Raw genomic sequence first — 13871 nt, forward strand, 5'->3', positions numbered from 1 at the left:
ACCGGGTGCGGGAAGCGCGGGATCGGCGCGGGAGGGGGCGAGCGGAGCGCGAGGGATTCGAGGAAGGGGGACGTGTGCTGATCGACGTCGGGCGGACCGAGAACGTGGTGGGCGACCGGGTGCTGGTCGCCGTGCAGGCCGTGAACATCTCGCGGCTGTCCACGCACCCGGTGCCGACCGTGCCGGGGACGCTGATCGTGGTGGCGGGGGCCGGGCCGAAGGACTCCAACGGGGCCGGGAAGTCGTCGTTCATCGCGGCGATCACGGCGCTGCTCGGCGACGAGCAGTGGCGGTTCGCCTCCGGGGCCAAGGCGGTCGGCGAGCTGCTGTTCAACGCCGAGCTGGCCGCGCACGGGGCGACCCAGTGGGCCAGCGCCGCGCACGGGTACATCGCGGGCGTCTTCGCCTCCCCCGGGTCGATGGACGACGCGATGACCGTGTGGCTGCGGGTCAACCAGGACGCGCCCCACCTGGAGATCCGCTGGACCGACGGCGTGCGGCTGGCCGCCGCGCCCTCCGAGGCCGAGCGCGTCTCCCGCGCCGACGACGTGTGGGCCTCGCTGCCCCGGTCGGCGGGCCGGCGGGACGTGGTGGCCCGGGACCTGTCCCGGGTGCTGTACGGCGAGCGCGTGCGCTGCGTGTCGTTCCTGTCCACCTCGGTCCGCAGCAAGGTCGCCACGAACCTGCTCTCCCAGCCCCTCAACGAGATCGCGCCCGAGCGCATCTTCGAGGCGATCGCCGCGCTGACCGGCCTGGACGCCGAGCTGGAGCAGGAGCGGGAGGCGCGCCGCGACGAGCACGCCCGCAGGGTCGCCGCCGAGCAGGCGGCCGAGCGGCTGGCCGAGTTCGAGACCGAGGCGGGCAGCCTGCTCGCGTCCTTCGAGCGGCGAGACCGGGCCAGGGACCGGCTGGAGCAGGCGCGCCGGTGCTGGCGCAGCCGCCAGGCCAGGCTGCTGCTCGCCGCCGCCGAGCGCGACGAGGCCCTGGCCGCCGAGCTGGTACGGCTGCGCGAGGCGGCGGCCGAGGCGGCCGGCGCGATCGAGGCGGTGCGGGCGGAGATCGCCACGCTCCGCGACGACACGATGGACCGCGAGGTCGCCGCGGCCCGGCAGGCCCTCGCGGCTGCGCAGGCGCGGAGCAACCGGCTCGACGCCGAGCGGGCGGTCGCCGAGAACACCGCCGACGAGCTGCGCGGCCGGATCGCCGCCCTGGAGGACGCCGTCCGGTACGCCGACGGACGCGACCTCGACGCGGCCACGCGCGAGGTGGCCGCGGCCAAGGCGGCGCTGGGCGAGGCGCTGAAGGCGCAGGGCGTGGCCGACAAGGAGGCCGCCGACGCCGCGCGGGAGCGCGAGGCCGCCGAGAACGGCCCGCGCGCCGCGGCCCCGCAGCTCGACGCGCTCACCGCCGCCGGGGTGCCGGCCGCCGCCCTGCTGGACGCGCTGGACCTCGCCGAGGAGGCCCGCGAGCGGTTCGCCGCGCCGGACTGGCCCGCCGGGTCCGCCGTGGTCGTGTCCGCCGGTGACATGGCGCGGGCGTCCGCCGCGCTGGACGGGCTGCCGGGGTCGGTCCTGATCTCGCCCGCCGGGGTCACGGTGGTGGGCGAGTTCGAGGCCGCCGTCACCGGGCGCGAGGCCCGGGTCAAGGCCGCCGAGCAGCGGCTCAACCGGGCGCGCGACGCCGTGCAGCGGGCGGCCGAGGACGTGGCCGCCGCCGAGGAGGCCGTCGCCCTGGCCGAGCGGCGGCTGGAGGGCGCCCGGGCGGCGCGGGAGCTGGTCACCGTGCGCGAGCGGGTGGCCGAGGTGCGGGAACGGCTGACCGAGCTGGCCGAGACCGCCGAGACGCTGGCGCCCGCCGTGCTGGCGGCCGAGGAGCGGGTGGCCGCCCTGGACTTCCGGGCGCGCACCCGCAACGTGGAGATCGAGAAGCTGGAGGCGCGGCGCGCCCGGCACGAGCGCGACCGGGACGAGGCCCGCACCCGCGCGGGGGAGGTCGCGGCGGCCCGCGCCGACCTGGGCCTGGACCGGCTCGCCGAGGACTTCGGCGCGCCCGTGGAGGCGGCGCGCGAATGGGTCCTGGCGCTGACCGAGGCCGAGCGGCCGCTGACCGCCGACGAATGGTGGCGTACGGCGGAGCGCCACCTGGACGACGCGCTGCGCGGGGTGTTCCCGGCCGGGCCGGACGACGAGGACATGCCCGAGGAGCTGGCGTTCCTCGTGCGCGAGCGGAACACGCCCGGCGCGGGCCGCACGGCGCGCGAGCTGGCCTCCTTCGAGCGGGTCACGGCGGCGCTGGGCGCGTACCTGCGGCAGCAGGAGGAGTACGAGGCGCACCAGCGGCGGCAGATCGAGACCCAGCTCGCCTCGCGACGCGCCGACCTGAACGCCGCCTCGACGGGCGCTGCCGAGGCGGCCCGGTCCACGGCGGTGCACCGGGCCCAGCTCACCGACGCGATCCGGGCCCGGCTGACCCGGGTGGCCGAGGAGTTCGGCAAGCTGGACCTGGCCTACGGCGGGTACGGCGCGACGCTGGAGTTCCCCACGCCGCCCCCGCCCGCCGACCCCGAGCACCGCTGGTCCTGGAAGGTCGTGCCGAAGTGGCGGCGCTCGGAGGGCCAGGGCTTCGTGCCGTACAACCGGCGGGCCAACACGGCGCTGATGGACGAGAAGGCCGTCAAGCTGGTGTGCGCGGCGGCGATCGCGTCCTCCGGCGGCGGGCACCTGTGCCTGGTCCTCGACGAACTGGGCCGCAACCTGGGCAAGGAGCACCGGCGCGAGGCGGTCGCGCTGTTCCGCCGCATCGGCGAGACGTACGGGATCACGGTCATCGGGGCGCTCCAGGACGACATGGAGCCGTACGCGATCGACGCCTGCGGGCAGTACGTCAAGCTGCGCCGGTCGTCGGACGCCATGCCGTACAACGAGCCGCCGATCGTGGTCGGCTACGACGAGCACGCGGAGCGGGTGCGGGCGCTGTCCGCGTTCGTCACGGAGGGCCGTGAATAGTCCTCTCACCTTTATCGCTATTTGACGTCCTTTAGTACGGCGAAGCGCCCGTCACCTCGGCATTCCCGGTGGCGGGCGCTTCGCCGTGCGCGGCCGCCCATATCAGATGGCGCGAAAGTGTGGCACGGGACACTTGGGGCGGTTACCGTCGTGCGACAGATCCCTAAAGATTCGGATACTTCCGCACATTTATGAAAGGAGCGTGCGACCGGCTGGGTCAGCGATCGCCTTTCGGAGGACCACGTGAGGAAGAAGAACCTCGTTTGGATCGCGGGTGCGGCCGTCTGCGCCGGGCTCATCGCCTACCCGGTCAGCGGCTGGGCGGGGCTGGGGGCGGGCCGGGCCGGGCCGGGGGAGGCCAGGCACTTCACGATGAACCTCGGCAGCGCCGAGGAGCGCGCCCGGGCCGCCGAGCTCGGGTTCAACGTGTTCGACATGGACGCCGACGTGGCGGCCATCAACGCGCTGCCCGAGGGGCAGCAGGCCATGATCTGGGCCGGCAACACGATGTGCGGGGAGTTCGTCTCCGACGTCGGCTCCTTCCGCGCCGTGGTGGACCGGCTCGCGGGCAACCCGAAGGTCTTCGGCTACTACCTCGCCGACGAGCCGCCGCTGCGCGAGTGCCCGAGCGTGCTCGACGAGATCCGCGAGCGCGCCGAGTACGTCAGGTCCCGGGCGCCGGGCCAGAAGACGTACGCCGCCGCCAGCGACGTCGCCTACCGTGAGATCGCCCCGTCCAGCTCGCGCGTCGACCTCATCGGCATCGACCCGTATCCCTGCCGCACCGGCGCCGCCTGCGACTTCTCGATCATCTCCCGCGAGGTCGCCAAGGCCGAGGCGGCGGGCATCCCCAAGAGCGCCATGGTGCCGGTGTTCCAGACGTTCGGGCAGGAGTGCTCCGGCGGCGGCGAGCAGGCCTGGCGCCTGCCGCGCGAGGCCGAGTTCCGCACCCTGCTGTCCACCTGGGACAAGGTGCTGCCGGACCCGCCGATGACCGCGTCGTACTCCTGGGGGAACCAGGAGGGCACCTCCTGCCCGACGCTGGGCGACGCCGACGGCTCGTCGGGCCTGCCCGACCTGCAGGGGATCCTCAAGGACCACCTGGCCAGGTCCGGGGGTTCACGCCCCGCGCCGGCCCCCACCACGACCTGCGTCCCGGCCCCCGCCCCGACGGCGGAGCCGACCACGGAGCCGACCGGAGAGCCGACCGGAGAGCCGACGGGAGGCCCGGCGGGCACCTCCGCGCCGCGCCGGGACCCGGACGCGCCGGACGAGTCGCCGCCCCAGCCGTACGGCCGGGCCACGTTCGCGCCGCCACAGCCGGAGCCCACGATCGACGACCCGAGCGCCCCGCCGGGCGACGAGCCCCCCGCGCCCGCGCCGCGCCCCACCTCGACGGCGGGCGACCCGGACTGCGTCCCGCCGCCCCCGCCCCCGAGGTGTCTCCCGTCCCCCGTCCCGACGGGCGGCCCGACGGCCCGTCCCACCTCACCCCCGCGTGACCCCCGCCCGGTCCCCACGGTCACGGTGACGGTCACGGTCTCCCCGCCCCGTCCCCAGAACTGACCCGGCACCGTCCGGCCCCGCCGTCCTGGAGTACGGCGGGGCCGGACGCCTGCCGTACGGCGGAGCCCCCGGCCCGGCCGGGCGGCGCGGGCCGCGCCGAGGCGCGCTGAGGCCGTGTCGAGGCTGGCGCTGAACGGGGCGGGGCGTCTGGGGTGTTTGGGGGCGGTGGGATCGGTGAGGGGGACGGGGGCGGGGCGAGCCTCGCCGCTTGCCGCCGTGTACGCAGGTCAGAGAGCCGGATCAGCCATGTCGTTGACGTACCACTCGCTGGTGACACTGCCGCCGCGCGCCGTTCTGGGGGACGGGCGGCGGATCCGGCCCATCCCCGCCTGGTCGCCCGTGACGGCGACGCTGATCGCCGGGGAGCGGGACGCGGTGCTGGTGGACGCGCCGCCGTTCTCCGCGCGTGCGCAGGAGGTCGCGGACTGGATCGTGTGGACCGGGAAGAACCTGGTGGCCATGTACGCCACGCACGGGGGCGGCGACCGCTGGTTCGGGTTCACGGAGATCGCCCGGCGATTCCCCGGCGCCCGGCCGCTCGGGACGCCCGGAACGGTCCGGGTGGCCGAGCACGAGGCCGCCGCCGGCCGCCGTGACTTCTGGGATCCGCAGTTCCCCGGGCAGATCCCGCCCGGGCTGAGGCCCCTGGAACCGCTCGGCTCGCACGGGCTCGAACTCGAGGGCCACCGGATCGACGTCGTCGAGGCCGGGACCACCGGCGCCCGCGACACGACGTACGTCCACGTCCCCGACCTGCGCCTGGTCGTCGGCGGCGACGTCGTCTACAACGGCGTCCACCCGTCCCTGGCCGGGACCGACCGGGCCTCGCGCCGGAACTGGGCCGAGGCCCTGGACGCCATCGCCGCCCTCGGCCCGTCCGCCGTCGTGGCCGGCCACAAGAACCCCCGTGCCGCCGACCACCCGGGGGCGGTCGAGGAGACCAGGGCCTACCTGCGCGACGTGGAGGAGATCCTCGCCACCGCCCGCACCCCCGAGGACTTCGCCGACCAGATGACCCTCCGCCACCTGGACCGCGTCAACCCCGACACCCTCTGGCAGACCGCCCAGGCCCTCGTCCCCCGCCGCTGACCCCGTACGGCGCGGCGCGGCGTCCCCCGGCGGGGTGAGCCGCCTCTCAGGCGCCGATGACCCTGAGGGTGGATCCGGTCGGGGTCTTGCGGACGTGGAGCTGGGCGGGGATCCGGGTGCGGAGCTCGGTGACGTGGCTGACTATGCCGACGGCTCGGCCGCCGTCACGGAGGTTGTCGAGGATGTCGAGGACGGCGTCGAGGGTGTCCTCGTCGAGGGTGCCGAAGCCCTCGTCCACGAAGAGGGTGCCGATCTCGGCGCCGCCGGCCTCGGCGGTCACCACGTCGGCCAGGCCCAGGGCGAGGGCGAGGCTGGTGATGAAGCTCTCGCCGCCGGACAGGGTGGCCGGGTCGCGCTCGTTGCCGGTCCAGGCGTCGATCACGCGCAGGCCGAGACCCCCACGCCGGTCGGCGGCGCCCTTCTCGGCGGTGTGGCGCAGGAGGTAGCGCGAGCCGGACATGTGGCCGAGGCGGTCGTTCGCCGCCGCCACGACCTGCTCCAGCCGGGCCGCCAGGACGTACGCCGACAGGCGCATGCGCCAGCGGTTGTCGGTGGACGTGCCGACCGCGAGGGCGGCGACGCGCTCGGCGACGGCGTGCCGGTCGGCCGCCGGGCGCCACGCGGCCACCCGGTCGGCCAGGTCGCCGCGCAGGGCGCCGAGGCGTTCGCGCCGGCGCGCGGCGCGGTCGCGGGCGGCGGCGGCCTCGCCCGCGGCGTGCTCGGCCGCGCGCAGGGCCGACTCCAGGGCGGGCAGGTCGGGGTCGGGCACCGCCGACGCGGCGGCCAGGTCCGGGTCGGCGAGGAGCTCGCGCACGGCCGCCTCCTCGTCGTCGAGGTCGCGGGCGCGGTCGGCCAGGGCGCGGCGCTCCCCGTCGGGGAGGGCGGCCCGGCGCACGGCCGCCAGGTCGGCGTCGCCGCCGTCGGTGAACTCGTGCTGGACGGCGGCGTCCTCGGCGGCCCGGGTCGCGCCGTCGCGCTCCTCGGCGGCGGCGCGGGCGCGGCGGGTGGCCTCGGCGGCGTCGGCCAGGAGGGCGGCGGCGGCCGTCAGCCGGTCGATGCGGGCCTCCAGTGTCGGGTCGTCGCCGCGCGCCTCGTCGAGGCGGGCCGCCAGGCGCGCGGCCTCGGCGGTCAGCTCCGACCGGCGGCTCGCGCACGCGGCGACGGCCTCGCCCAGTTCCCGGGCGCGGTCGCGGGCCTCGGCGAGCTGGGCGTCCACGGCCAGGAGGCGTTCGGCCAGGGCGGCCTCGGCCTCGGCCGCGCCCAGCGCCGCGGCCAGGGCGGCCTCGGCGAGGCCCACCTCCGCCTCGGCCGCCTCCGCGGACAGCCCCTCGGAGGCGTCCTCGGCCGCCTCGTGCTGGGCGGTCAGCTCGGCCAGGCGCGCCTCGGCCTCGGTGCGCACGTCGTTGGCCTGGTCGTATCCCGACTGGGCCAGGTCCTCCTCGTCGGCCCCGGGCACGCCGCCGTCGCCGGGCAGCAGGTGGACCCCGGCGGGGGCCGGATGCTCCTCCGCGCCGCAGACCGGGCAGGGGCGGCCGTCCTCCAGGGTCCCGGCGAGCACGGCGGCCATCCCCGCGATGCGGGCGTCACGGATCTCCTGGAGCCGGTCGCGGGCGTCCTGCGCGGCCTCGACCGCGGCGATCCGCGCCTCGGCCGCCGCCGCCACCCGCTCCGCGAGCGCGTCGCGCCGCACTGCCGCGGCCAGCCGCGCCCGGGCCCTGTCGAGTGCGGCGCGGGCGCCGCCCTCGTGGGCCGCCTGGTCGCGGGCGGCCGACAGCTCCTCCTCCAGCTCCGCGCGGCGGCCGGGCAGCTCCTCCAGCACCGCCGCCGTGTCGCGCTCGCGGGCGGTGAGGCGGTCCAGCTCCAGGGCGGCCTCGCGCAGGTCCCGCTGGACCGCGCGCAGGCGCGCGGCGTCCTCGCGCAGCCGCTCCAGACCGGCGATCTCGTCGCGGTGGACCCGCTCGCGCGCGGCCAGCGTCTCGGGGCCCGGCTCGCCGTCCGGCACGGGCCCGATCAGCGGCAGCGCGCGGGCGACCGCCTTGGCGGCGCGCTGCTCGGCCTCGTCGGCGGCGGCGGCCCGCTGCTCCGCGGCGCGGACCAGCGGCATCACCCGGTCGGCGCGCGCGGCGGCGGCCAGCGCGGCGGCGATGTGCTCGCGCTCGGCGGAGTGCGCGGCCAGCGCGTCGCGCCGCCGCAGCGCCTCGGCGTGCCGCCGTTTGCGGTCGGCGAGCGCGCGCCCGGCCTCGGCGGCCTCCCGCGCCCGGTCCAGCCCCTCGCGCAGCCGTACGGCGTCCGCGAGCGCGTCGTCCAGCTCCGCCCCGGCGGCGGCGGCCAGCTCCCCCGCCCACACGATCAGCTCGTCCGGCTCGGCCGGGGCGGCGCGGCCCCACGCCTCCCAGACGCCGAGGACGCCGCGCGCCGCCTCCGCGGCCTTCTCGATCTCCGCGATCTCCGCGATCTCCGCGGCCTCCCCCGCCGCCGCGCCCGCCGTCCGGCCGGCCGGCTCGCCGGTGCGGGGCCGTACGGCGTCGGCGGGAGGGGCGGCGGCGGGCAGCCCCGCGGCCTCGACGACGCGATGGGTGACGGCGTCCACCTCGTCGCGCAGGGCGCGGGAGAGGCGGCCCGTCTCGCGGCGGTGGTCTTCGAGCCAGCGTTCGACGTCGTCGAAGATCTCGATGGAGAACAGCCGCTGGAGCAGCTTGCGGCGCTCCTCGGCGTCGGCGCGCAGGAAGCGGGCGAACTCGCCCTGGGGCAGCAGCGCGACCTGGAAGAACTGGTCGCTGGACATGCCGAGGAGGTCGCCGATGAAGTGCCCGGCCTCGTCGTGGCGGGTGCTGCGGGCGACCCACTCGCCGGCCACCAGTTCCTCGACCAGGACGCGGGCCTTGACCTCGGTCACGCCCTCGCCGCGCAGCTTGGGCCGGGTCCAGGCCGGGGAGCGGGTGATCCGCAGGCGGCGGCCCCGGATGGTGGTCTCCAGCGCCACCTCGGGGGCGCGGTCGCGGGGCGCGTGGTCGCTGTGCAGGCTGCGGGCGCGGTTGCGCAGCCCCGGCACGGCGCCGTAGAGCGCGAAGCAGACGGCGTCGAGCACGCTGGTCTTGCCCGCGCCGGTCGGGCCGTGGACGAGGAAGAGGCCGGCGCCCGAGAGCGCGTCGAAGTCGACCTCCTCGGTGCCGGCGAACGAGCCGAACGCGGTGACCCGCAGGGCGTGCAGGCGCATCAGCGCACCGCCTCCTTGACGCGGCAGGCCTCGAAGGCCGCGCGCAGAAGGTCTTCCTCAGCCTCGTCGGCGGGCTCGCCGCGCACCTCGCGCACGAAGTCCAGCGCCACGTCGGGGTCGGACCGGTCGCGCAGCCGCCGGGTCCAGGACCGGCCGGGGTCCCCGCCCGCGGGCTCGAAGGAGAGCGCGACCGTGCGCGGGAACCGCTCGCGCAGGCGGTCCATCGCGGCCTTGGGGCGCACCGGGTCGGTCAGGGTCACCTGGAGCCAGTGGTCCTCCACGGCCGCGTGGCGCTCGTCGGCGAGCAGGTCGGCCAGCTCGCCGCGCAGCCGGGCCAGCGGCCGGGGCACCGGGGCCTCGACGAACTCGGCCGAGGTCATGCCGCCCGGGCCGACCTCCACCAGCCAGGAACCCTTGACGTGGTCGGTCTCGGAGAAGGAGTAGGCCAGGGGGGAGCCGGAGTAGCGGACGGTCTCGGTCATGCGCTGCCGGCCGTGCAGGTGGCCGAGCGCGGTGTAGGAGACGCCGTCGAACACCGAGGCGGGCACGTGCGCGACGCCGCCCACGGTGATGTCGCGCTCGCTGTCGCTGGCCTCGCCCCCGGTGACGAAGGCGTGCGCGAGCACCACGGAGGGCCGCCCGGCCGCCGCCGCCCGCACCCGGTCCATGGCCCCGGTGAGCGCGGCCGTGTGGCTGCGCTCGGGCAGCTCCCAGGCGTGGCGCACGACCTCGGGTTCGAGGTACGGGATGCCGAAGACGGCCACCCCGCCGATCTCCACCGGCTCGCCGACGCGCGCGGGGTCGCTGCGCAGGTGCACCCCGGCCGCGTCGATCAGGTCGGCGCCGAAGCCGAGCCGGGCCGCCGAGTCGTGGTTGCCGCTGATGACCACCACGCGCACGCCCAGGGCGGCCAGCCGGCGCAGGGCCTCGTTGCACAGCTCCACGGCGTCGACCGGCGGCAGCGCGCGGTCGTAGACGTCGCCGCTGACCAGCACCGCGTCGACCCGCTCGGCGCGCGCGGTCCCGACCAGGTGGTCCACGAAGGCCGCCTGGGCGCCCAGCATGCTCTCCCGATGGAAGGAGCGGCCGAGGTGCCAGTCGGAGGTGTGCAGGAACCGCATGGCGCAGGAAGCTAACAGGCCCCGCCGACATTTTCCGGGAACACGCGGCGCGGAGGCCCCATCGTTATCGAACGCCTTCCGGCCGCCCCTCCGTGACCCGCGGATCCGCCCTCCCGCCGCGCCGCGCCCCGCCGTACGCCCGGGGGCGTGCCCCCGCCGTGCGGCCGGGCCGGGCGGGGCCGTACGGCGGGGCGGGCGGCGGCGGCGCGTCAAGGGGTGACGCTGTGAGCGGACGGCGGCAACGCCGGGAGGGCCCGGGGCGATAGTGGAAGCATGACGACACCGGCGATCTCGGTACGGGGCCTCGCGAAACGCTACGGCGCGGTGGAGGCCGTCAAGGGCGTCGACTTCGAGGTGCGGCAGGGCGAGGTGTTCGGCTTCCTCGGTCCCAACGGAGCGGGGAAGACCACCACGATCAGCATGCTGTGCACGCTCGCGAACCCCACGGGCGGCTCCGCGACGGTCGCGGGGTTCGACGTCGTGACGCGCCGCGACGACGTCCGCCGCAACATCGGGCTCGTGTTCCAGGACCCCACCGTGGACGGGTACCTCACCGCGGCCCAGAACCTGCGCTTCCACGCCGAGCTGTACAGCGTGCCCAAGGACGTCGTGGAGCCGCGCATGCGGCAGGTCCTGGAGATGGTCGGGCTCCAGGACCGGCGCGACGACCGCGTGGACACCTACTCCGGCGGCATGAAGCGGCGACTGGAGATCGCGCGCGGCCTGCTGCACTCGCCCCGGGTGCTGTTCCTGGACGAGCCCACCGTGGGCCTGGACCCGCAGACCCGCTCGGCGATCTGGGGCTACATCAACGAGCTGCGCCGCACCGAGGACATCACGATCTTCCTGACGACGCACTACATGGAGGAGGCCGAGCACGCCGACCGCATCGCCATCATCGACCACGGGGAGATCGTGGTGATCGACACCCCGCAGGCGCTCAAGGCCAGCGTCGGCGAGGACCGGGTGCGGATCCAGTCCGACGACGATGCCGCGGCGATCGCGGCGCTGAAGGAGCGGTTCGGGATCGAGGCGGCGGTGAGCGAGGGGCAGGTCAGCTTCTCGGTCCCGGCCGGGGAGGAGTTCGTGCCGCGGCTGTTCGCGGAGCTGGGGGTGCCGATCCGGGCGGTCCACGTGGCCAGGCCCAGCCTGGACGACGTCTTCATGTCCTACACCGGCTCGACGATCAGGGACGCGGAGGCGTCCTCGGGGATGGCCGAGTTCATGCGCGCGATGGCGAGGAGATGACGATGACGGCCGAGGTGGTCCGGGTCCGGGTGCCCGAGCGCACGATCAGGCACGACGTGCGCGCCGTCAAGATCGTGCTCCACCGGGAGCTGCTGCGGTTCGTCAGCGACCGCACGCGCATCCTGTCCTCCCTGGTGCAGCCGGTGCTCTGGCTGCTCGTGCTCGGGACGGGCCTGTCCGCGCTGGTCCCCTCGGGGCCCGGCGGCGTGGACCTGCGGACGTTCATGTTCCCCGGCATCCTGGCGATGACCGTGATGTTCACCGCGATGTTCTCGGCCGCCTCGATCGTGTGGGACCGCGAGTTCGGGTTCCTGCGCGAGATGCTGGTCGCGCCGGTCAGCCGGGCCTCCATCGTGGTCGGCAAGTGCCTGGGCGGGGCGCTCGTGGCCACCGCGCAGGGCGTGGTCATCCTGGCGATGGCCGGGCTCGTCGGCGTGCCGTACTCCCCCTCGCTCCTGCTCTCCCTGGTCGCGATGATGCTGCTCGGCTCCTTCGCGATCACCGCGTTCGGGGTGGCGCTGGCGGCGGGGATCAAGAACATGCAGTCGTTCTTCGGCCTCATGCAGATGGCCATGATGCCGATGCTGTTCCTGTCCGGGGCGCTGTTCCCGCTGTCGAGCCTGCCCGCCTGGCTGGGCCTGCTGACCCGGATCAACCCGCTGACGTACGCCGTGGACCCGATGCGCCAGCTCGTCTTCGCCCACCTGCGCGTGGACCCCAGGGTGGAGGCGGCGTTCAACCCGGGCGTGACCTGGGGCGACTGGCGGGTCCCGGTCGGGGTGGAGGTGGTCATGGTCGTGGTCATGGCGTTCGCGCTCCTCGGCCTGGCGATCCTCCGCTTCCGCCGCACCGAGTAGTCCCGCCCCTCCCGCCCGGCGCCGTACGGCGGGCGCGGGCGGTGCGGCCGGGGCGGGCCGTGCGGCGGGCGCGGGGCGCGGTCGTCAGACGACGAAGGTGAAGCGGGCCTCGTATCCGGCGGGGCCCCGCCTCAGGTCGCGCAGCACCAGGTCGGGGCGGAAGAGGGCGTCGCGCCCGTTGCGCTCCTCCTCGGGGAAGAAGAGCTGCGTGGTCAGCTCGTCCTTGCCGGGCGCGGTCACCTTGACGTGGATGTGGCGGGTGCGGTTGCCGTACTCCGCCGGCATGATCGTCTCCAGCCGGAACGCGCCGGCCGCGTCGGTCTTCTGACGGCCGCGCAGCCGGAAGCCGGAGTTGTCGTACTCTCCCTGGTCGTCGGCGTGCCAGAAGTCCAGGAGCGCGCCCGGCACGGGCCGGCAGGCCGGCGTCCACACGACGCCGGAGAGCACCAGCCGCTCTCCCTCCAGCCCGGACTCCAGCAGGCTCGTCCTCATCGGCGCGCCGGGCGTGTAGTACGGGCCGGTCTCGGCGGCCGCCGTCGCCGCCGCGTCCTTCCCGTTCCCGCAGGAGGGCGTGGGCGGCAGCCGTACCGGCGCGGCGGGGGTCCTCTCCCGGGGCCACAGCGCGATCGCCGCGGGCACCAGCGCCGCCACGGGGATCCCGACGAGCGCGGCGAGCACGGCCCTGCGCCTGAATCGAGAGCTCATCCCCACATCCTCCGGCGCTCCCGGCGCCCCCGCCATAACGCCCCCTTCACGGAACCGTCACGTTCCGCGGGAAGCCCCGGGATGACCCCGCGGCGACCGGCGGGGCTCAGACCGTACGGCGGAGCGGGCCGTGCGGCGGGAGCGGGCCACGGGCGGGGTGGGGGCGTCAGAGGAGGGCGCGGCTGGCCTGGCGGAGGGTGGTGACGGCGGCGGCGACCTCGGGGCGGGGGTCGGAGCGGCGGGTGAGGAGTTCCAGGGTGACGGTGGCGCCGGGGGCGCGGGGCGGGAGGAAGACGACGCCGGGGACGGCCAGGTGGGCGGCGCCGCCGGGCAGGAGGGCGAACGCGGTGCCGGAGGCCAGGACGTACGCCCGGGTGAGGGCGCGGCGGGGCCCGGTGCGCAGGGCGGGGTCGAGGCCGGCGGCCCGGCAGATCTCCAGCAGCCGGTCGAAGTAGGCGGGGGCGACCTCGCGCGGCCAGATGAGCAGGTCCAGGCCGGACAGCTCGCGCAGGTCCACCGCGTCCTCGCGGGCGAGGGGGTGGGCCGCGCCGAGGGCGACCACCAGGGGGACGTCGGCCAGGACGTGCCGGGACAGCCGCGGGCTGGGGTCGGGGCAGTGGGCGAGGCCGAGGTCGAACCGGCCGGACTCCACGGCGGGGCCGACCTCGCCGGTGTCGAGCTCGCGCTCCTCCACGCGCAGGCCGGGGCGGGCGCGTTCGAGCTCGGGCAGGAGCAGCGGCATCAGGCGGTTGCCGATGCTGGGGGTGTACGCCAGGGTCAGCGTGGGCGGCTCGGCCCGGGCGGCGGCGACCGCGCGGTCGAGGATCTCCAGCGCCCTCCGCACCTCGGCCGCGAACTCCTCCCCCGCCGGGGTCGGCGTCATGCCCGCGCGGCTCCGGGTGAACAGCGTGACGCCCAGCTCGCGTTCCAGGCGGCGGACGTCCTGGGACAGCGCGGGCTGGGAGATGAACAGCCGCTGCGCGGCGCGCCCGACGTGCCTCTCCTCGGCCACCGCGAGGAAGGCGCGCAACAGCCGCAGCGAGACATCCATAACCGCAAGCTT

At 76.2% G+C, this 13871-nt stretch carries 9 protein-coding genes; 5 read left to right on the plus strand and 4 right to left on the minus strand.

The annotated features are described in order from the left end of the window. The first annotated feature begins 74 nt into the window (after positions 1-74). The 3 genes from D5H75_RS06410 (at position 75) to D5H75_RS06420 (ending at position 5660) form a co-directional block, all read left to right on the plus strand. A complete protein-coding gene (locus D5H75_RS06410) occupies positions 75-3005 on the plus strand; it encodes a coiled-coil domain-containing protein (protein ID WP_119925414.1) in 2931 nt (976 codons plus the stop codon). A 243-nt stretch (positions 3006-3248) separates the two neighbouring features. Then, positions 3249-4571, plus strand: coding sequence for a hypothetical protein (locus D5H75_RS06415; protein ID WP_119925415.1), 1323 nt, complete (start codon positions 3249-3251; stop codon positions 4569-4571). 246 nt (positions 4572-4817) lie between these two features. Continuing rightward, the gene (locus D5H75_RS06420; RefSeq protein WP_119925416.1) at positions 4818-5660 is read left to right on the plus strand and encodes an MBL fold metallo-hydrolase; all 843 of its coding nucleotides are present in this window, start codon (positions 4818-4820) and stop codon (positions 5658-5660) included. A gap of 46 nt (positions 5661-5706) precedes the next feature. Here the strand turns inward: D5H75_RS06420 and D5H75_RS06425 are convergent, their stop codons facing one another. Next, positions 5707-8877, minus strand: a complete 3171-nt coding sequence (locus tag D5H75_RS06425) for an AAA family ATPase (RefSeq protein ID WP_119925417.1) — start codon at positions 8875-8877, stop codon at positions 5707-5709. Continuing rightward, a complete protein-coding gene (locus tag D5H75_RS06430) occupies positions 8877-9998 on the minus strand; it encodes an exonuclease SbcCD subunit D (protein WP_119925418.1) in 1122 nt (373 codons plus the stop codon). The genes D5H75_RS06425 and D5H75_RS06430 overlap by 1 nt, the downstream gene beginning before the upstream one ends. 273 nt (positions 9999-10271) lie before the next feature. Between D5H75_RS06430 and D5H75_RS06435 the strand changes: the two genes are divergently transcribed. After that, positions 10272-11246 (plus strand): ATP-binding cassette domain-containing protein, encoded by a 975-nt coding sequence (locus D5H75_RS06435; RefSeq protein ID WP_119925419.1) that lies wholly within the window; start codon positions 10272-10274, stop codon positions 11244-11246. A 2-nt stretch (positions 11247-11248) separates the two neighbouring features. Continuing rightward, the gene (locus tag D5H75_RS06440) at positions 11249-12103 is read left to right on the plus strand and encodes an ABC transporter permease (RefSeq protein ID WP_242454022.1); all 855 of its coding nucleotides are present in this window, start codon (positions 11249-11251) and stop codon (positions 12101-12103) included. Between the two features lie 84 nt (positions 12104-12187). Here D5H75_RS06440 and D5H75_RS06445 read toward each other — a convergent pair whose 3' ends face one another. Next, entirely contained in the window at positions 12188-12808 is a 621-nt protein-coding gene (locus D5H75_RS06445) for a dioxygenase family protein (protein WP_202637887.1), read from the minus strand. Positions 12809-12974: 166 nt separating this feature from the next. Continuing rightward, positions 12975-13859: a LysR family transcriptional regulator gene (locus D5H75_RS06450; RefSeq protein WP_202637888.1), complete on the minus strand. Its 885-nt coding sequence runs from the start codon at positions 13857-13859 to the stop codon at positions 12975-12977. Positions 13860-13871: the final 12 nt, after the last annotated feature.

Origin of the sequence: Bailinhaonella thermotolerans (assembly GCF_003594875.1) — a bacterium.
Lineage (GTDB): Bacteria > Actinomycetota > Actinomycetes > Streptosporangiales > Streptosporangiaceae > Bailinhaonella > Bailinhaonella thermotolerans.